This is a genomic window from Rhodococcus sp. 14-2470-1a (genome assembly GCF_002259425.1).
In the GTDB taxonomy this organism is placed as follows: Bacteria; Actinomycetota; Actinomycetes; order Mycobacteriales; family Mycobacteriaceae; genus Rhodococcoides; species Rhodococcoides fascians_E.
Window position 1 is genome coordinate 343,720 of sequence record NZ_NPFZ01000028.1, and the last position, 19,344, is coordinate 363,063.

The 19,344-nt window shown below is 65.9% G+C and carries 17 protein-coding genes; 16 read left to right on the plus strand and 1 reads right to left on the minus strand.

The annotated features are described in order from the left end of the window. Positions 1 to 277: 277 nt before the first annotated feature. The 15 genes from ftsH to CH292_RS17420 all read left to right on the plus strand — a co-directional run bounded on the left by ftsH (position 278) and on the right by CH292_RS17420 (position 16,267). Positions 278 to 3,145 (plus strand): ATP-dependent zinc metalloprotease FtsH, encoded by a 2,868-nt coding sequence (gene ftsH / locus CH292_RS17350; protein WP_094655313.1) that lies wholly within the window; start codon positions 278 to 280, stop codon positions 3,143 to 3,145. A gap of 103 nt (positions 3,146 to 3,248) precedes the next feature. Then, positions 3,249 to 3,875, plus strand: a complete 627-nt coding sequence (gene folE / locus CH292_RS17355; RefSeq protein ID WP_019663055.1) for a GTP cyclohydrolase I FolE — start codon at positions 3,249 to 3,251, stop codon at positions 3,873 to 3,875. Next, on the plus strand, positions 3,872 to 4,714 hold the full coding sequence (gene folP / locus CH292_RS17360; protein ID WP_026347420.1) for a dihydropteroate synthase: 843 nt from the start codon (positions 3,872 to 3,874) through the stop codon (positions 4,712 to 4,714). Before folE ends, folP begins: the two co-directional genes overlap by 4 nt. A gap of 14 nt (positions 4,715 to 4,728) precedes the next feature. Further along, positions 4,729 to 5,091 (plus strand): dihydroneopterin aldolase, encoded by a 363-nt coding sequence (gene folB, locus CH292_RS17365; RefSeq protein ID WP_026347421.1) that lies wholly within the window; start codon positions 4,729 to 4,731, stop codon positions 5,089 to 5,091. Continuing rightward, positions 5,088 to 5,624: a 2-amino-4-hydroxy-6-hydroxymethyldihydropteridine diphosphokinase gene (folK, locus tag CH292_RS17370; RefSeq protein WP_094627820.1), complete on the plus strand. Its 537-nt coding sequence runs from the start codon at positions 5,088 to 5,090 to the stop codon at positions 5,622 to 5,624. The genes folB and folK overlap by 4 nt, the downstream gene beginning before the upstream one ends. Before the next feature lie 19 nt (positions 5,625 to 5,643). Then, positions 5,644 to 6,108 (plus strand): DUF3180 domain-containing protein, encoded by a 465-nt coding sequence (locus CH292_RS17375; RefSeq protein WP_179275297.1) that lies wholly within the window; start codon positions 5,644 to 5,646, stop codon positions 6,106 to 6,108. A gap of 104 nt (positions 6,109 to 6,212) precedes the next feature. Then, positions 6,213 to 7,466: a DUF6779 domain-containing protein gene (locus CH292_RS17380; protein WP_094655314.1), complete on the plus strand. Its 1,254-nt coding sequence runs from the start codon at positions 6,213 to 6,215 to the stop codon at positions 7,464 to 7,466. 123 nt (positions 7,467 to 7,589) lie between these two features. Beyond that, positions 7,590 to 8,504, plus strand: a complete 915-nt coding sequence (locus CH292_RS17385) for a Rossmann-like and DUF2520 domain-containing protein (protein ID WP_094655315.1) — start codon at positions 7,590 to 7,592, stop codon at positions 8,502 to 8,504. Continuing rightward, positions 8,501 to 9,463: a pantoate--beta-alanine ligase gene (gene panC / locus CH292_RS17390; protein WP_094655316.1), complete on the plus strand. Its 963-nt coding sequence runs from the start codon at positions 8,501 to 8,503 to the stop codon at positions 9,461 to 9,463. The genes CH292_RS17385 and panC overlap by 4 nt, the downstream gene beginning before the upstream one ends. Before the next feature lie 4 nt (positions 9,464 to 9,467). After that, positions 9,468 to 9,899, plus strand: a complete 432-nt coding sequence (gene panD, locus CH292_RS17395; RefSeq protein ID WP_019663063.1) for an aspartate 1-decarboxylase — start codon at positions 9,468 to 9,470, stop codon at positions 9,897 to 9,899. 2 nt (positions 9,900 to 9,901) lie between these two features. Continuing rightward, positions 9,902 to 10,702, plus strand: a complete 801-nt coding sequence (locus tag CH292_RS17400) for a type III pantothenate kinase (RefSeq protein WP_019663064.1) — start codon at positions 9,902 to 9,904, stop codon at positions 10,700 to 10,702. Positions 10,703 to 10,816: 114 nt separating this feature from the next. Then, the gene (locus tag CH292_RS17405; RefSeq protein ID WP_094655317.1) at positions 10,817 to 11,416 is read left to right on the plus strand and encodes a cysteine dioxygenase family protein; all 600 of its coding nucleotides are present in this window, start codon (positions 10,817 to 10,819) and stop codon (positions 11,414 to 11,416) included. After that, positions 11,413 to 11,841: a rhodanese-like domain-containing protein gene (locus CH292_RS17410; protein ID WP_019663066.1), complete on the plus strand. Its 429-nt coding sequence runs from the start codon at positions 11,413 to 11,415 to the stop codon at positions 11,839 to 11,841. The genes CH292_RS17405 and CH292_RS17410 overlap by 4 nt, the downstream gene beginning before the upstream one ends. Positions 11,842 to 11,880: 39 nt before the next feature. Then, a complete protein-coding gene (lysS, locus tag CH292_RS17415) occupies positions 11,881 to 13,431 on the plus strand; it encodes a lysine--tRNA ligase (protein WP_094655318.1) in 1,551 nt (516 codons plus the stop codon). A 295-nt stretch (positions 13,432 to 13,726) separates the two neighbouring features. Continuing rightward, the gene (locus CH292_RS17420; protein ID WP_019663068.1) at positions 13,727 to 16,267 is read left to right on the plus strand and encodes an ATP-dependent Clp protease ATP-binding subunit; all 2,541 of its coding nucleotides are present in this window, start codon (positions 13,727 to 13,729) and stop codon (positions 16,265 to 16,267) included. A gap of 159 nt (positions 16,268 to 16,426) precedes the next feature. Here the strand turns inward: CH292_RS17420 and CH292_RS17425 are convergent, their stop codons facing one another. Then, positions 16,427 to 17,602, minus strand: a complete 1,176-nt coding sequence (locus CH292_RS17425) for a lipase family protein (protein ID WP_256978209.1) — start codon at positions 17,600 to 17,602, stop codon at positions 16,427 to 16,429. 135 nt (positions 17,603 to 17,737) lie between these two features. Between CH292_RS17425 and CH292_RS17430 the strand changes: the two genes are divergently transcribed. Continuing rightward, complete coding sequence (locus CH292_RS17430; RefSeq protein WP_019663070.1) at positions 17,738 to 19,309, plus strand: MFS transporter; 1,572 nt, start codon at positions 17,738 to 17,740, stop codon at positions 19,307 to 19,309. Positions 19,310 to 19,344: the final 35 nt, after the last annotated feature.

Sequence of the window (19,344 nt, forward strand, 5' to 3'; positions counted from 1 at the left end):
TGCACGGACCAACGATAGACCCGAAGTTGCCCAAGCACTGCTGGTATTTTTTCGTGACCGGCACGGGGAACCGGAAAGGCGTGATGCGCGTTGGATGGGGGAGAATCGTGATACATCCATCGGGCGAACGGCGTGGGGGATGTATCGCCGGGTTACCGCACCACGAGTACGCCGCGGCCGCTCGCGGTAACCTGGGGCATCCGGTGCTCGAGCTGAACCAGCAGAGTGGCCCGGTAACTGGAACTGGAAAGGACGAGGCCGTCTCGGCTGAAGCTGTATGAATCGGAAGACAGTTATACGGAACCTGGCCATCGTGTTTGCGATACTGCTGGCGATTTTCGCTTTCAGCTACTTCGGAAACGACACGAGGGACTGGAAGTCCGTCGACACGTCGGTGGCCATCGCCCAGCTCGACGACAACAACGTCGAGAAGGCCCAGATCGACGACCGCGAGCAGCAGGTCCGCCTCACCCTGAAGAACGGCAACGACGCCACCGAGAACGAAACGCAGATCATCGCGAAGTACCCGGACTCGGCGTCGCAGACCATCTTCGACAAGGTCAGCGCGGACGGCCTCGAAAGCTACAACACCGTCGTCAGCCAGGACAGCTGGGTGTCGTCGCTGCTGCTGTTCGTTCTTCCGATGCTGATTCTGCTCGGTGTCTTCATCTTCATCATGAGTCGCATGCAGGGCGGTGGCCGCGGCGGCGTCATGGGCTTCGGCAAGTCGAAGGCCAAGCAACTCAGCAAGGACATGCCCAAGACGACGTTCCAGGACGTCGCAGGTGCCGACGAGGCAGTCGAAGAGCTGTACGAGATCAAGGATTTCCTGCAGAACCCGGCTCGCTACCAGTCGCTCGGCGCGAAGATTCCGCGCGGCGTGCTGCTGTACGGCCCTCCCGGAACCGGCAAGACACTGCTGGCACGCGCCGTCGCCGGTGAAGCAGGCGTTCCGTTCTTCACCATCTCCGGCTCGGACTTCGTCGAGATGTTCGTCGGTGTCGGCGCTTCCCGTGTCCGCGATCTGTTCGAGCAGGCCAAGCAGAACAGCCCGTGCATCATCTTCGTCGACGAGATCGACGCCGTCGGTCGTCAGCGTGGCGCAGGCATGGGTGGTGGCCACGACGAGCGTGAGCAGACCCTCAACCAGCTTCTCGTCGAGATGGACGGCTTCGGCGAGCGCACCGGCGTCATTCTGATCGCCGCCACCAACCGGCCCGACATCCTCGACCCGGCGCTGCTGCGACCAGGCCGTTTCGACCGCCAGATTCCGGTCGGTGCTCCGGACCTGGCCGGTCGACGTGCGATCCTCGCGGTGCATTCCGCCGGCAAGCCCGTCGCTCAGGACGCCGATCTGGAAGGTCTCGCCAAGCGGACCGTCGGAATGTCCGGCGCGGACCTTGCCAACGTCATCAACGAGGCCGCTCTGCTGACGGCCCGTGAGAACGGCACCGTCATCACCGAGGCCGCGCTGGAGGAATCCGTCGACCGCGTGGTCGGAGGGCCGCGCCGCAAGAGCCGGATCATCAGCGAGCACGAGAAGAAGATCACCGCGTACCACGAGGGTGGCCACACCCTCGCGGCGTGGGCGATGCCGGACATCGAGCCCGTCTACAAGGTCACCATCCTCGCCCGCGGTCGGACGGGTGGTCACGCGATGACCGTCCCCGAGGACGACAAGGGCCTGATGACCAGGTCGGAAATGATCGCGCGGCTCGTGATGGCGATGGGTGGCCGCGCGGCCGAGGAGCTCGTGTTCCACGAGCCGACGACGGGCGCATCCTCGGACATCGACCAGGCGACCAAGATCGCTCGCGCGATGGTGACCGAGTACGGCATGAGCAGCAAGCTCGGAGCAGTTCGCTACGGGCAGGAACAGGGCGATCCGTTCCTCGGCCGCTCGATGGGTGTGCAGTCGGACTTCTCGCACGAGGTCGCCCGCGAGATCGACGAGGAGGTGCGCAAGCTCATCGAAGCCGCGCACACCGAGGCGTGGGCCATTCTCAACGAGTACCGCGACGTGCTGGACACGCTCGCGACCGAATTGTTGGAGCGCGAGACGCTGACCCGCAAGGATCTCGAGAAGATCTTCACGGGCGTCACCAAGCGGCCGCGGATCACACTGTTCAACGACTTCGGTGAGCGCATCCCGTCGGACAAGCCCCCGGTGAAGACGCCGGGTGAGCTCGCGATCGAACGCGGCGAGCCGTGGCCTCCGCCGCCCATCGCGCCCAAGGTCGTTCCGCCGCAACAGTTCCCGCAGCCCAGCTACGCAGGCTCCCCGCAGCTGACCAAGTCCGGTCAGGACGGCTACAACGGTCAGGACGGGTACAACGGCGGCAGGCCGGGAGCGCACACCAACGGTGCCCCGGCCAACGGTTCCCAGCACAACGGTGGCCCGGTCAACGGTGGCCCGGTGCACGGTGGTCCTGCGAACGGTGGTCCTGCGAACGGTGGTCCCGCGAACGGCGGCACACCGTACGGCAGTGCCCCGTACAACGGTGGATCGCGCGGAGGCCAGCACTCCGGTGGTGCCGACGCCACGGGCAGCCACCCGGGCAACGGCAACTATCCGGGCGGGAACTACACCGGTGGCGGTGCTTACAACGGTGGCGGCAGCTACCGCAACCCCGAGACTCCGCGATCGCGTCCGGATTACGGCGCACCTGCCGGCTGGTCGGCACCGGGCTGGCCCCCGCGTGACGCTTCCGGTCCCGGCGGCGGTCGCCCGGGTGAATCGGGTCCGCAGTTCCAGGCGCCGCCGACGTACCAGTCTCCTCAGTACCGTCCGCCTCAGTACCAGCCCCCGGAGTACCGCGAGCCAGGTAACGATGGCAGGTCCGGCACTCCGGATTCCGATGACGCGTCCGGCAGTCAGGGTTCGGCGGGCCAGGGTGGAGGCTCGGCCGCGTCGGGTCAGTACGGCGACCAGCGCCCGTCTCCTCAGTACCGCGACCCCGCCGGTTCGCAGTGGGATCCCCTGGGCGGATTGCCGCTCGGCGGTCCCGTGCCCCAGCGTCCGAACGAACAGCGTCCTGATGCACCGGGTCCGGAGAACCAGCGTTCCGATGCGCCGGAGTCCGAGCACGGCGGCGACGAAGGTCCTCGCACGCAGCGGTGGGAAGGTCCCGGCGGGCACAGTTAGGTCAGTCGGGATCGGGCGATAGGCTTACGCGGCGCAATGAGTGGGCCTGCGGTTGTGAGCCGCGGGTGGACCGAAGGAAAGAGCACACGTGTCAGTCACGCGGATGGACGATGAGGGCGCCCCGGTTGCGCCGGACAACCTCGTCGCAGTTGCAACAGGGCGCACGTTCGACCAGCCGCGTGCCGAGGCCGCGGTCCGTGAGTTGCTGATCGCCGTCGGAGAAGATCCTGACCGTGCCGGCCTGCTCGACACCCCGGCGCGCGTGGCCCGTGCGTACAAGGAGATGTTCGGCGGGCTGTACACGGACCCGGATTCGGTGCTGAACACGACGTTCGACGAGGGCCATCAGGAACTCGTTCTGGTGCGGGGTATCCCGATGTTCTCTACGTGCGAGCATCACCTGGTCTCGTTCCACGGCGTCGCCCACGTCGGGTACATTCCCGGCAAGAGCGGCAAGGTGACCGGCCTGTCCAAGTTGGCCCGCGTCGTGGATCTCTACGCCAAGCGTCCACAGGTGCAGGAGCGTCTGACCAGCCAGATCGCCGACGCCGTGATGCGCAAGCTCGACCCGCGCGGCGCCATCGTCGTGATCGAGGCGGAGCATCTGTGCATGGCCATGCGCGGCATTCGCAAGCCGGGAGCCAGTACGACGACGTCGGCCGTCCGCGGACTGTTCCAGTCGAGTGCAGCGTCTCGATCCGAGGCGTTGGATCTGATTCTGCGGAAATGACGTCTTTTCGGCCGTTTCGGCCCGGCGCCCATGTGGTGATGGGCGTTCTCAACGTCACGGCGGATTCGTTCTCCGACGGTGGTCGGTATCTCGACGTCGACGCTGCCGTCGCACACGGTGTTCAGCTGCACGCCATGGGTGTGGACATCGTCGACGTCGGTGGCGAATCGACACGTCCGGGAGCGGAACGCATCGATCCGGAGGTCGAAGCCCGACGAGTGGTGCCGGTGATTGCCGCCCTCGGTGAGCAGGGCATCCCGACGAGCGTCGACACGATGCGCGCATCGGTTGCCGCCGCCGCGATCGAAGCAGGCGTCACCATCGTCAACGACGTGTCCGGTGGCCGGGCCGACCCGGACATGGCGTCTGTCGTCGCGGACGCAGGCGTGCCGTGGATCCTGATGCACTGGCGGAGCTCGGAGAACTATGCGCACTCCGGTGCGGCCGATCACTACGACGACGTCGTGGCGGACGTTCGACGCGAGCTGCTTCACCAGGTGGATCGCGCTGTCGCTGCCGGAGTCGACCGATCCAACATCGTGTTGGATCCCGGCCTCGGTTTCGCCAAGAACGCCCACCACAACTGGCAACTGCTCCACGCGATTCCCACGTTCGTGGAATTGGGAATGCCCGTCCTGATCGGGGCGTCGCGCAAACGCTTCCTCGGGTCGCTGTTGGCGCAGGACGGCGTCGACCGCCCGCCGGCCGGCCGTGAGGTCGCGACTGCCGTCGTATCGGCGCTCGCGGTGGCAGCAGGGGCATGGGGCGTACGCGTGCACGACGCCCGCTCCACGCTGGACGCGGTGGCCGTCGTCGACGCATGGGAGGCAAGCGCATGAAGGGCGAGCATCGGGTGAGCGACCGAATCGAGTTGCGCGGGTTGAAGGTTCGCGGACACCACGGAGTCTTCGACTTCGAGAAGCGCGACGGCCAGGACTTCGTCGTGGACATCACCGTCTGGATGGATCTGAAGCCGGCTGCCGCGTCCGACGACCTGACGGCAACGTTGCATTACGGCGAACTGGCCGAGGCCGCCGCCGCCATCGTGGCGGGCCCGCCCCGGGACCTGATCGAAACGGTTGCCGCCGAGATCGCAGATTCGGTCATGACCGATACCCGGGTCGACGCCGTCGAAGTGGTATTGCACAAGCCGTCGGCTCCGATTCCTCTGGAATTCGTCGATGTCGCCGTCGTCGCCCACCGAGTGCGCTCATGACGCAGGTCGTACTGTCGATCGGCAGCAACGTCGGTGATTCGCTCGCACACCTGCGGTCCGTCACCGACGATCTCGGACCGCGAGTGCGAGCGGTGTCGAAGGTCTACATGTCAGCGCCGTGGGGTGGCATCGAACAGCAGGATTTTCTGAACGCGATCGTCGTCGCCGACGACCCGGAGCGCGGACCGTACGAGTGGCTGGAGTTCGCCAGGGAACGCGAAGCGAACGCCGAGCGGGTTCGTGAGGTGCGGTGGGGCCCTCGCAGCCTCGACGTGGACATCGTGGTGTGCCGATCGGATGCCGGCCAGGACGTCGTCGGAACCGATCCGCAGTTGTTGCTGCCGCATCCCCGTGCCCACGAGCGCGCGTTCGTCCTGCTCCCGTGGCTCGACGTGGAGCCCGACGCCACCCTCGCGGTCGGCACGGACGCCAGGCGCGTCGACGACTGGCTCGCGACGTTGAGCGCCGAGGAACGCAGTGGCGTCCGGGCGACCGACATGACACCCGTCTCCGCAGAAGAGCGTCGAGAGTAGACGCGCGCGGATGACCGAGATGAAACCGACACGGGTACGAGACCTCGTCTCCATCGCGCTGTTCGCAGCCGTCGCGATGTGGCTGCTGGTCAGGTCGTTCTACGGGATGCTTCCGCCGATGTCGGTGCTCGTCGGCGCATCGCTGTACCCGATCGCCATCGGTGAGCTGATCTTCGCGTTCGTGCTGCGGTCGCGAGTGGGGACCAGCCGGATCGGCGACGGACCACGCCACGTCCACCCCATCACGGCCGCTCGGGCCCTGGCCCTGGCGAAAGCGTCGGCGCTGGTGGGGTCGGCCGTGACGGGTATCTGGGCCGGTTTTCTCGTTCACATCCTGCCCCAGGCGTCGACCGTGCGAGCCGCGGCCGCCGACAGGCCGGGAGCCATCGTCGGGCTGCTTGCCGGTCTCGCTCTCGTCGGTGCCGCGCTGTGGCTCGAACAGTGCTGTCGCACACCGGAGGATCGCGGAGACGATCCGCGCTGACTCGCGTGGGTCCCGTCACGTGGCCGAACCACCCAGCAGGCGCTGTGGCGATCCACAACCGAGGTTGACCGGTTCGTGGCGATTTGCCAGCTACCCTGGTTGCCATGACCGAACCGACTCGCGCAAAGGCCGCACGCCGTTCGCGGCGCAGTGCGAGCCAGTTGTTCATAGCCGCGTTGGTCGTCTTCGGAGTCGCGGCGAGTGTGCTGCTGTTGTTCAGCGAGAACGTCCAATGGTTGCGGGTGGGCCTCGTCTCCGCGTTGTGGGCGGCGATCGTGGGCGCGTTCGCGATGACGAAGTATCGACGCGAGGCCGCGGCGGATCAGACGAAGGCCAAGGACCTGCAAACGGTGTACGAGCTGCAACTCGCGCGGGAGATCTCCGCCCGGCGTGAGTACGAGTTGGGCGTCGAGGCGCGTGTGCGCAGTGAAGTGCAGCTCGAGACCAGTGAGGTCGCGGCCCTGCGGGCGGAACTCGCGCACCTGCGGGAGAACCTGCAGATGTTGTTCGACGGCAATCTCCCCACCGAGCGGGTAGCCCTCCGCGCCGAGGCGACGCGGGTGGCCGAGCTCGGCGGAGGCCGCAACTACGACGGGTACCAACCAGCGCCGTCGGGGTTGTACATCCCCGGGCGTACCGGTGCCAACGAGCCCGACTCGGCGCTCAGGGATCCGCGAGGCCAGCGGCCGAGCGCCCCGGTCTCGCCGGTTCAAGGAATCGCCAACCCGTACGACGAACCAGTGACCGCGGAGACGTCGGTGCTCTACCCCGACGTGCCGATCGGCAGCGAGGTCCCCCTCGGCTACACGCACGCTCCCACCTCCCAGGCTCCCGCGCCCCAGGCGTCCGGCGATGGAACTGCCGGTGGTGGAACTGCCGGTGGTGGAACTGCCGGTGGTGGAAGCCCGGTACAGCCCCGGCGAGGTGACGCGCGGGCTCCCGGCGGTGGCCGACGGGTCCCGACGCCTCCCCGCGCCTCCGCTGCGCCGTCGGCGTACCCGGAGCCATCCCCCGAAGTACCAGTCGAAGCCGAGTACGCAGACGTGGTGCACGACTCGCCGGCCGAGGTCGTTCCCGAGCCACAGTCGCAGCCCGAGCCCGAGCCCGAGGTTCGGCAGCATTCCGAGCCCGAGCCGCAGCCCGAGGTTCGGCAGGATCCCGAGCCCGAGAGCCCGTCCCAACATTGGGATCTTCCGGATCCCGAGCCGCGGTCACGGCGTCGGCGCCGGGCGGAACCCGAGGACGGGGACACCGCCGGAGCGCACTCCAACGGTCGTTCCGTCGCGGAGATCATGGCAGGACTGCAGTCGGGTTCCGGTGAGCCCACCGAACGCAGGCACCGTCGTCGCGCCGACTGACGCGATCGTGAACTAGATCACGTTGATGCGCCGTGGCCGGTGCATGCCTTGTGAGGCTATTCTCTTGGACAGGACGTCTGGTACCCGCCGAGCGGGACTGGAACGAACGAGAGGAAGTAATCGGTGACCTCATCCGAGTTCACTGCTGATCCCGCACCTGCGCGTTTGGCGGTCGGCATCGTGTCGGCAGGTCGCGTAGGCACAGCTCTCGGCGAAGCTCTCGAGCGCGTCGGACACGTCGTCGTCGCCTGCTCTGCCGTGTCCGAGGATTCGGTGCATCGTGCGCGCACACGCCTTCCGGACACGCAGATACTGCCGGTCGACGAGGTCGCCACTCGCGCCGAGTTGCTGATCCTCGCGGTCCCCGATTCCGAACTCGCCTCGCTTGCAACGGGTCTGGCGGCAACGGGCGTCGTGGCGCCGGGCAAGCTCGTCGTGCACACTTCCGGCGCCAACGGTGTGGGCATTCTGTCGCCGTTGTCCGCTCAGGGTGCCGTGCCGCTGGCGATCCATCCGGCGATGACCTTTTCCGGACTCGCCGAGGACACGGATCGACTGGCCTCGGCGTGTTTCGGCATCACTGCGGCCGACGAGATCGGTTACGCCGTCGCGCAGGCGCTGGTGCTCGAACTGGGCGGAGAACCGGTGCACGTCGCGGAGACGGAGCGAGCGCTGTATCACGCCGCTCTGGCGCACGGATCCAATCATCTCGTCACCCTCGTCGCCGACGCCGTCGAGGCTCTGCACGTTGCTCTCGACGGCCCGGGATTTCCCGGCATGGACACCGAACCCGGTGTGCCGCAGCGTGTTCTTGCGCCGTTGCTGAATGCTGCGCTCGAGAATGCGCTTCGACGTGGACAGTCTGCGTTGACGGGGCCGGTCGCCCGCGGGGATCTGAGCGCAGTGCAGAAACATCTGAGTGTGCTGCGGGAGGTGGACCCGCGGATTGCCGAAGGGTACCGAGCCCTGTCGCTGCGGTCCGCGCAGAGAATCGGCGCACCCGCGCCACTGGTCGAGTTTCTGGAAGGCGAACGATGACACTGGCAGGTAGCTACAAGGCCGGGGAACTCACGGTCCACCACGATCCCGCCGTGATCACCTCGGTGTCCAAAGCTCTTCGCGCAGTGGGCAAAACTGTGTCGCTCGTGCCGACGATGGGTGCGTTGCACGCAGGTCACATCCACCTCGTCCGGCAGGCCAAGCTCACCGGAGCTGTCGTCATCGTGTCGATCTTCGTCAATCCTCTGCAGTTCGGGGCAGGGGAGGACCTGGACGCCTACCCGCGCACGCTCGACGCCGACGCCGAACTGCTTCGTGGGGAAGGGGTCGAGCTGGTGTTCGCGCCCTCCGCGTCGGACATGTATCCGGCCGGTCCGCGCACCACCGTGCATCCAGGCCCGCTCGGGGCGGAGCTGGAAGGCGCTTCCCGGCCCACACATTTCGCGGGCATGCTCACCGTGGTCGCGAAGTTGCTGCAGATCGCGTCGCCGCACGCGGCGTACTTCGGCGAGAAGGACTATCAGCAGCTCACTCTGATCCGTCAGATGGTTCGCGATCTGAACTTCGACGTCAAGATCTACGGCGTGCCGACGGTCCGCGAGCAGGACGGGCTCGCACTGTCCTCCCGCAATCGGTACCTCGACTCCGCGCAGCGAGACGCCGCGATGGTTCTCTCGGCCGCTCTGGTAGCCGGAGCGCACGCAGCGGCAGGTGGTGTGTCGGCGATCCTGTCGACCGCGCGGGGTGTGCTGGACTCGGTCCCCGGGGTCGACGTGGACTACCTCGAGGTCCGCGGCGTGGACCTCGGGCCGGCCCCGGAACGAGGAGACGGGCGACTCCTCGTCGCCGCCAGAATCGGAACCACCCGCCTCATCGACAACGTCGGGGTGGCCGTGGGCACCGGCTTCCTCGAAGCAGGAGTGGAGCCTGCGGAACGACTCGATAAAGCAGGAGTGGAGCCTGCGCAGGCGAACGAATTTACCAAAGCTGAAGGGTGACAACATGTTTCGCACAATGATGAAGTCCAAGATCCACCGCGCCACCGTCACGCATGCCGACCTGCACTACGTTGGCTCGGTCACGGTGGATCTGGATCTGATGGAGGCTGCCGATCTGCTGGAAGGGGAGCAGGTCACCATCGTCGACATCGACAACGGTGCGCGCCTCGAGACGTATGTGATCACCGGTGAGCGGGGCAGTGGCGTCATCGGAATCAACGGTGCGGCAGCTCATCTCGTCAACCCCGGTGATTTGGTCATTCTGATCGCCTATGGAGTGATGAACGAGCAGGAGTGCAAGGACTACGCGCCGCGAGTGGTGTTCGTCGACGACAAGAACGCTCCGGTGGAGTTGGGCTCCGATCCTGCCCACGCGCCCGAGGGGTCCGGTCTGATCACTCCACGCACGCTGCGCGCCGACTCCGTGCTGGTCTAGCTGTGCTGCTCGCAGTCGACGTTCGCAATACCTCGACGACGCTCGGATTGTTCAGCGGAAGTGGTGATCACGCGACGCTGCACCGAGACTGGCGGGTGCGGACCGACCCCAACGTCACCGCCGACGAGCTGGCGTTGATGCTTCGTGGGCTGATCGGGCCCGATGCCGAGCAGATCACGGGAGTGTCGGCGTTGTCGACCGTGCCCTCGGTGCTGCGTGAGACGCGCACGATGCTGGCCCGATACTGGAAGCATGTGCCGCACGTGGTGGTGGAACCCGGTGTGCGCACGGGAGTTCCGTTGCTGGTCGACAATCCCAAGGAGGTGGGTGCGGACCGCATCGTGAACACGCTTGCCGCGCATGATTTGTACGGGAGTGCCTGCATCGTGGTGGATTTCGGCACCACGACGTGCGTCGACGTGGTCTCGGCCAAGGGTGAGTTCCTCGGCGGCGCCATCGCACCGGGCCTGGAGATCTCGACGGCGGCGATGTCGTCACGTTCCGCGGCGTTGCGTGAGGTGGAATTGCTGCGACCGCGTTCCGTCGTCGGCAAGAACACCGTCGAGTGCATGCAGGCCGGGGCGGTCTTCGGGTTCGCGGGCCTGGTCGACGGCCTGGTGAATCGGGTCCGGCGCGAACTGCCGGAGTTCGGGGGCAAGGACGTCGCCGTCATCGGGACGGGTGAGAGTGCGCCGCTCATCATGGCGGAAAGTGCGTCCGTCGAGCACCACGAGCCGGATCTGACGCTCGAGGGCCTGCGTCTGGTGTTCGAGCGAAACCTGGCGAAAAGACGGACCCGCTAGCGCAACTGGAACGGTTGTGTAAGAATCGACGTCGTGATGATGTGCATGGGACCCCAGGAGTGTTGTCGAGGCTGACCGCTGCCTCGTTCAATTACCTATCCTGGAGAAGTTTCCATGCTTTCCACACCTGTCTTTTCTGGATCTCTGTCGTCCAGTTCTGCGCCCAATCTGACGCTTCCGACTCGGTTGCGGCCTCACGACTTGCTGCGGATCACCGATCAGGGTGCGTCCGACGTCCTCGAAGGACGCTTCGACCACCTGCTGCCCGCCGGTGGCAACTGGCCCACCGGTGAGCGCTGGTCGACGCGGTTGCACGCCGACGACGACCTGGATGTCTGGTTGATCAGCTGGGTACCGGACCGCTCCACCGAGCTGCACGATCACGCCGGATCGCTCGGTGCACTCACCGTGTTGAGCGGATCGCTCGTCGAATACCGTTGGGCGGGAGACGGACTGAAGCGTCGTCGACTCGACGCCGGGGATCAGGCGTCCTTCCCGCTCGGATGGGTACACGACGTCATGCGCGCACCCGCATCGATCACCGGGCAGGAGCGGAGCCTGCGGAGTGACCCGACGACTCCTCACCCGACACTGAGTGTCCACGCCTATTCACCGCCGCTGACCGCGATGTCCTACTACGAAGTGACCGACAAGTCGGCACTCCGACGAACCCGCACCGAGCTGACCGATGAGCCCGAAGGACCTTCGAAATGAGCAAGACCGTCGTCCAGATGCTCGACGAAGCACGGACTCGAATCGACCGGATGACCGTCTTCGAACTGCGTGACGCCGTCGAACGCGGCGCGATCGTCGTCGACATCCGTCCGCAGGCCCAACGGGCCGTCGAAGGGACGCTGCCCGGCGCGCTGGCCATCGAACGCAACGTGCTCGAGTGGCGTCTGGATCCCACCAGCGACGCTCGGTTGGTCGCGGCGGTGGATCACGACGTCGAGTGGATCGTGATCTGCTCCGAGGGGTACACATCCTCCCTGGCTGCAGCGTCGCTGCAGGAGTTGGGGTTGCACAAGGCGACCGACCTCGTCGGTGGCTACCAAGCGCTCAAGTCCGCTGGACTGCTCGGTGTTCTGACGAAGGCGCGGCACTGCGTCCGTGAAGCAGAAGCCGTCACGGCGCACTGATTCTGTCTTTGTCGCACGCGCCGGATAAAGTGTGCTTCCGTGACTGACGCAGCTTCCCCCACCGCCGCCGTTCCAGAATCGTCGGACGCCCAAGAGCTGTCGGACACTCCGGAACAGCTTCGGATTCGTCGTGCCAAGCGGGACCGTCTGCTCGAGCAGGGGCAAGAGGCGTATCCCGTGTCCGTGGACCGCACGCATTCGCTGCTGGAGATCAGGGAGCAGTTCCCGAGCCTCGATGCCGATACCGCTACGGGTGAGCTCGTCGGCGTCGCCGGACGCGTCATCTTCGTCCGCAATACAGGAAAGCTCTGTTTCGCGACGCTGCAGGAGGGCGACGGCACCCAGCTCCAGGCGATGATCAGCCTCGCCGGAGTCGGGGAGGACGCGCTGGCGGCGTGGAAGTCGGACGTCGACCTCGGTGACTTCGTGTTCGTGCACGGCGAGGTCATCTCGAGTCGCCGCGGCGAGCTCAGCGTCATGGCCGACAAGTGGCAGATCGCGTCGAAGGCATTGCGTCCGTTGCCGGTTGCACACAAGGAATTGAACGAGGAAACGCGCATCCGTCAGCGTTACCTGGATTTGATCACTCGCCCCGAGGCTCGTGAGGTCGCGCGCAAGCGCATCGCCGTCGTGCGTGAGCTTCGCACTGCACTCGAGCGCCGCGGCTTTCTCGAGGTCGAGACGCCCATGCTGCAGACGCTGCATGGCGGCGCGGCTGCACGCCCGTTCGTCACGCACTCCAATGCGCTGGACACGGACCTGTACCTGAGGATCGCGCCGGAGCTGTTCCTGAAGCGCTGCGTCGTCGGCGGTATCGAAAAGGTCTTCGAGATCAACCGCAACTTCCGTAACGAAGGCGCGGATTCGTCGCACTCACCGGAGTTCGCGATGCTCGAGACGTACGAGGCGTACGGGACGTACGACGATTCCGCACGGATGACGCGTGAGTTGATCCAGGAAGTCGCGCAGGCCGCCCTCGGCACACAGATCGTGCTGCTCCCCGACGGCACCACGTACGACTTGAGTGGCGAGTGGACGACGCTCGAGATGTACCCGTCGCTCTCGGAGTCCATCGGCGTCACCGTCACCCCGGACACGACTGTCGACGAGCTGCTCGCGCTCGCCGAGAAGGTCGGGCTCGAGGTCCCCCGCAAGGACGGCAAGCCCATCTACGGCCACGGGAAGCTCGTCGAGGAACTGTGGGAGCACCAGGTCGGCGACGGCCTGTCCGCGCCCACGTTCGTTCGTGATTTTCCGGTGGAGACGTCGCCGTTGACTCGCCAGCACCGGAGCAAGCCGGGTGTCACCGAGAAGTGGGACCTCTATGTCCGCGGGTTCGAACTGGCTACCGGATACTCCGAGCTCGTCGACCCGGTCATTCAGCGTGAGCGTTTCGAGGACCAGGCCCGCCAGGCCGCAGCCGGCGACGACGAAGCGATGGTGCTCGACGAGGACTTCCTTGCGGCGATGGAGCAGGGTATGCCGCCCACTACGGGCACGGGCATGGGAATCGACCGGCTCCTGATGGCGCTCACCGGCCTCGGCATTCGGGAGACCATCCTCTTCCCCATCGTGAAACCGCAGGCCTGAGTCCCTCGGCTGTTCGCCAGCAGCGGACAGAGAATCGGAAACGAATACGCATCGGCCCGCGTTAAGAACTGTAAGCAGGCACTTCAGTCACCCACAGCAACGCCGAGCGTTGATCCAAGGGGACCGAGGGTCGGCGAGTGAACGACCGGCCAACTACAGTGAGGCTGGAGGCGTGGACGTTCCAGTTGTCGGCGTCGAGCGCCTCCGATGCCGAGCGACCCCGTGTTACTAGATACTGTGGTGCTAGAAGACCTGGTGGGAAGTGCTACCTCCCACCGAGAAGTGAGGGAGAGCGATGTTCGAGAGGTTCACCGATCGCGCGCGGCGTGTTGTCGTCCTGGCTCAAGAAGAAGCCCGGATGCTCAACCACAACTACATCGGCACGGAGCACATCCTGCTCGGGCTCATCCACGAGGGTGAGGGCGTAGCGGCGAAGTCTCTGGAGTCGTTGGGTATCTCCCTTGAAGGAGTCCGCAGCCAGGTCGAGGAAATCATCGGTCAGGGCCAGCAGGCTCCGTCCGGTCATATTCCGTTCACCCCGCGCGCCAAGAAAGTCCTCGAGCTCAGCCTGCGTGAGGCTCTGCAGCTCGGTCACAACTACATCGGTACCGAGCACATTCTGCTCGGACTGATCCGCGAGGGTGAAGGCGTCGCCGCCCAGGTTCTGGTCAAGCTCGGTGCCGACCTCAACCGTGTGCGTCAGCAGGTCATCCAGCTACTGTCCGGTTACCAGGGCAAGGAGCCGTCGGAGTCCGGAAGCAGCCGTGGCGAGGCCGGTACGCCGTCCACGTCGCTGGTGCTCGACCAGTTCGGTCGTAACCTGACCCAGGCCGCACTCGAAGGCAAGCTCGACCCGGTCATCGGTCGCGCGAAGGAAATCGAGCGCGTCATGCAGGTCCTGAGCCGCCGTACCAAGAACAACCCTGTTCTGATCGGTGAGCCCGGTGTCGGTAAGACCGCTGTCGTCGAGGGGCTCGCGCAAGCAATCGTCAACGGCGAGGTCCCCGAGACCTTGAAGGACAAGCAGCTCTACACCCTCGACCTCGGGTCGCTGGTTGCAGGCAGTCGTTACCGCGGTGACTTCGAGGAGCGCCTGAAGAAGGTTCTCAAGGAGATCAACACTCGCGGCGACATCATCCTGTTCATCGACGAGCTGCACACGCTCGTCGGCGCAGGTGCCGCCGAGGGCGCTATCGACGCGGCCTCCATCCTCAAGCCCAAGCTTGCGCGTGGCGAGCTGCAGACCATCGGCGCAACCACCCTCGACGAGTACCGCAAGTACATCGAGAAGGACGCTGCTCTCGAGCGGCGGTTCCAGCCCGTCCAGGTCGGCGAGCCCACCGTCGAGCACACCATCGAGATTCTCAAGGGTCTGCGCGATCGTTACGAGGCACACCACCGTGTCTCGATCACCGACGGTGCACTCGTCGCGGCAGCAACTCTGGCGGACCGGTACATCAACGACCGATTCCTGCCGGACAAGGCAATCGACCTCATCGACGAAGCGGGCGCGCGGATGCGCATCCGCCGGATGACCGCGCCGCCGGACCTGCGCGAGTTCGACGACAAGATCGCCGACGCGCGTCGCGAAAAGGAATCCGCGATCGACGCGCAGGACTTCGAGAAGGCCGCGAACCTGCGCGACAAGGAAAAGCAGCTGGTTCAGCAGCGTGCCGAGCGCGAGAAGCAGTGGCGTTCCGGTGACCTCGATGTCATCGCCGAGGTCGACGACGAGCAGATCGCCGAGGTCCTCGGAAACTGGACCGGTATCCCCGTCTTCAAGCTCACCGAGGAGGAGACCACCCGTCTGCTCCGTATGGAGGACGAGCTGCACAAGCGGATCATCGGGCAGGTCGAGGCCGTCAAGGCCGTCTCCAAGGCCATCCGCCGGACGCGTGCGGGTCTGAAGGACCCCAAGCGTCCGTCCGGCTCGTTCATCTTCGCCGGCCCGTCCGGTGTCGGTAAGACCGAGCTGTCCAAGGCACTGGCGAACTTCCTGTTCGGCGAGGACGACGCGCTCATCCAGATCGACATGGGCGAGTTCCACGACCGCTTCACCGCGTCGCGTCTGTTCGGTGCTCCTCCCGGATACGTCGGATACGAAGAGGGCGGCCAGCTCACCGAGAAGGTCCGCCGCAAGCCGTTCTCCGTCGTGCTGTTCGACGAGATCGAGAAGGCACACCAGGAGATCTACAACACCCTCCTGCAGGTGCTCGAAGACGGCCGTCTCACCGACGGCCAGGGACGCACGGTCGACTTCAAGAACACCGTGCTCATCTTCACCTCGAACCTCGGTACCTCGGACATCTCGAAGGCAGTCGGTCTCGGCTTCTCCTCGGGTGAAGGCACCGGCTCGAACTACGAGCGCATGAAGCTGAAGGTCAACGACGAGCTGAAGAAGCACTTCCGCCCGGAGTTCCTGAACCGTATCGACGACATCGTCGTGTTCCACCAGCTCACCCAGGACGAGATCATCCAGATGGTCGATCTCATGCTCAACCGCGTCGAGGGTGCGCTGAAGAACAAGGACATGGCCATCGAGGTCACCGAGAAGGCGAAGTCCCTCCTCGCCAAGCGTGGATTCGATCCGGTTCTGGGTGCGCGGCCGCTGCGTCGCACCATCCAGCGCGAGATCGAGGATCAGCTGTCGGAGAAGATCCTCTTCGGCGAGATCGAGCCCGGACAGATCGTCCTGGTCGACGTCGAGAACTGGGACGGCGAAGGCGCAGGCGAGGACGCGAAGTTCACGTTCCGCGGCGAGAAGAAGGCCATCACCGTTCCCGACGAGGTTCCGGTCGACCTGGCCAAGGCCGCTGGCGACAGCGACAGCGAGTAGTCGGGTAGTTCCACCACAGCGGGCCGCATCCCTCACGGGGTGCGGCCCGCTCTGCTGCGTAGGGGTGTTCAGCTGCCTGCCTCGCCGGGGGTGTGATCACGTCGGGCAGCCGGCATCGATGCCGGGGGTGGGCCGGGCTGGGCCGGGGGTGGGCCGGGATCAGCGCGCGAGGAGGCCCGCAATCCAGGGCATGACGTCGCCATAGGCGATCAATCCACCGGGGGCGTGGTTGACGCCGGGAACCGGGACGCGGGGGATCGGGTACTCGATGTAGGTGAGGTCGGTGAATCCGGCTGCTGTCCAGCGATCTCGGAGTGTCCGGCTCTGCTGGATCGGCACGGTGTCGTCGGCGACGGATTGCGACAGAAGAACCGGGGCGCTCGGCATTCCGTGTCCGACGGTGTTCGCGCGCATCAGCGATGCCGCGGGCTCCTCGGCGAGCCGTGCTGCGAGGGATCGGCCGTCGGAGGTGAGGTCGGTCGATCGCAGGAGCCGGTTGGCGGCTATATCGGTCGAGCACCAGTTCTGTGACTCGTCGAGCAGGGCCTGACCGTTCGAATTGAACTGTGAGCGAAGTCGTTCGGCGTCTTCAGGGTGCGCGTTGATCAGCCCGCCGACAGCGTAGAGCAGTGCAGGAGCAAGCGGCGTGTTGTCGAGGTTGTCGATGTTGAGCGTCGGATCGGCCGGTGGCGCGCCGATGTACGAGCCGCGGACGTCGAGTTCCGGTGCGTACGACGCCGCCAGTTCTGCCGCGGCCCCCGCGGCGTAGCCGCCTTCGGAGTAGCCGAACAGGACGACAGGTGCGTCCGAGTCCCCGGCGCCGACGCGTGCGACGTCGAGCAGGGCGTGAGCTGCGTCGACTCGTTCGAGGTAGGTGTGCCCGCCCGGGGTTCCGAGGCCCACGTAGTCGGTGGCGGCGACGGAGTATCCGGCGAGGAGGAGTGGTAGGACAGCGGGGGAAGACCCGACGGTTCCCAGCACTGCCGAACCGGCGCATCGGTCGGCCATCCCGGATGTTCCCGGGGCGTAGGCGATGACGGGCCTCGGGCCTGGCCCCGGCCAGGGTGCGGTCGGTGTCATCGTGTAGCCGGAGACTACCGTCGGGTCGCCCTGAGTGTTCGTGGTGCGGTAGAGAATTCGGTCGATATCCAGCCCGAGTCCGTCGCCGAGAGGTGGTCCGACGCGGATCGATCGCACGACATCGCCGTCTGCTCGCGCGGCGATGTCGGGTACGGGTGCGGAGTAGAAGTCGGTGAGCGGATCGGCCTGAGCAGGTGCCGCTCCCAACGAGGCCACGACGAGGGCGATGAGCACCGTGCACCGGATTCGAGTCACAGCCGTCACCGTAGTGCGGACAGACCGGGGTCGCAGGCCAACGACGCGCCCACTCTTGCGAGCGAGAGGGGGCGGCAGAACTTCGCACCCAACAGGTGAGGCGCAGTGTGCGGGCGATGCGCTTGACTGACGGTCGTGCCCCTCGACTCGAAGCCGGCCCGCGCCGGACTGGTGTTGTTCGTTCTGATCCTGGTCGCTGCGGTGGCGAATCTGAACCTTGCCGTAGCGAACGTGGCGCTGCCGGAGATCGGCCGGGACTTCGACGCGAGCCAGACGCAGCTCAACCTGATCGCCGTTGCCTATTCGCTCGGGTTGGCGGCGTCGGTGCTGTATCTGGGCGCGCTCGGTGACCGGTACGGCCGCAAGATGCTTCTGGTGCTGGGCATGGCGTTGTCGGTGCCTGCATGTGTGATCGCCGGATTCGCGCCGAACTTCGAGGTGCTGTTCGGCGCACGACTACTGGGAGGTGTGTCGGCGGGCCTGGCGTATCCGACGACGCTGGCGTTGATCACGGCGCTGTGGTCGGGGCCGGCGCGGACCAAGGCCATTGCACTGTGGTCTGCGCTGGGCGGTGCCCTGTCCGCACTGGGACCGCTGCTGTCGGGGGCGCTGCTCGAGAAGTTTCACTGGGGTGCAGTGTTTCTCGTGACGCTTCCGCTGGCCGGACTGGCGTTGCTGCTGGCTGCCGTGCTCGTACCGTCCCACGTCAACGAGACCACCGACCCGGTGGACAACCTCGGCGGCATGGTGTCCGTGGTGTTCATCGCGGCGCTCGTGCTGAGCATCAACTTCGCACCGGTCGACGGCAAAGGGACACTCGCGATCGGACTCGGGGCGATTGCCCTGGCGGCGGGTGCGGTGTTCGTGCTGCGGCAGGCACGTGCCGAGTTCCCGCTGTACGACCTGTCCATCGCTCGCCGCAAGACCTTCTGGGCGGCGGCGCTCGCGGGCATCATCGTCTTCGGTTCGCTGATGGGCGTCATCTTCGTCGGTCAGCAATTCCTGCAGAACGTGCTCGAGTACTCCACTCTGCAAGCCGGGGCGTCGACGCTTCCCGCGGCTGCCGCCATGGTTCTCGTCGCACCGCAGTCGGCGAAGTTGGTCGAGTCGAAGGGGTCGAGGTTCACGCTGCTGCTCGGCTACTTGTTCATCGTTCTCGGTCTCGTCGTCGCGTGGGCTACCTGGAAGGAGAACGTCTCCTACCTGTTCGTCGCCCTGAGCTACGTGCTGCTCGGAATCGGCGTCGGGTTCGCCGGTACCCCGGCGTCGCGCTCGTTGACGGGGTCGGTGCCCGTCGATCGGGCAGGAATGGCGTCGGGAACGGCGGATCTGCAGCGCGATCTGGGCGGCGCGATCATGCAGTCGACGCTCGGGGCCCTGCTGACGGCGGGATATGCAGCGTCGTTGACGTCCGCGATCGCGAATTCGCCGCAGGCGAGCCAGGTCGGTACCGAGACTCAGTCGATCCTGACGAAGTCCTTTTCGTCCGCGGCCGACATGGCCGAGCGGTATCCGCAGTACGGCGATCAGATCATCGACGCCGCGAGGCAGGCGTTTCTCGACGGTGATCAACGGTCGTATGCGGCCGCGATCGCGGTGGTGGTCGTCGGAGCAGTCCTCGTGTTCTTCGCATTCCCTCGTCATGACGAGGAGAAAAGGCTTCTGGCGCACTATCATTCCCAGGACAGCAGGAGTCTGCCGGATTGAATCGCTAGCCTTCGAGTATGCGGCCCTGTCGTCCG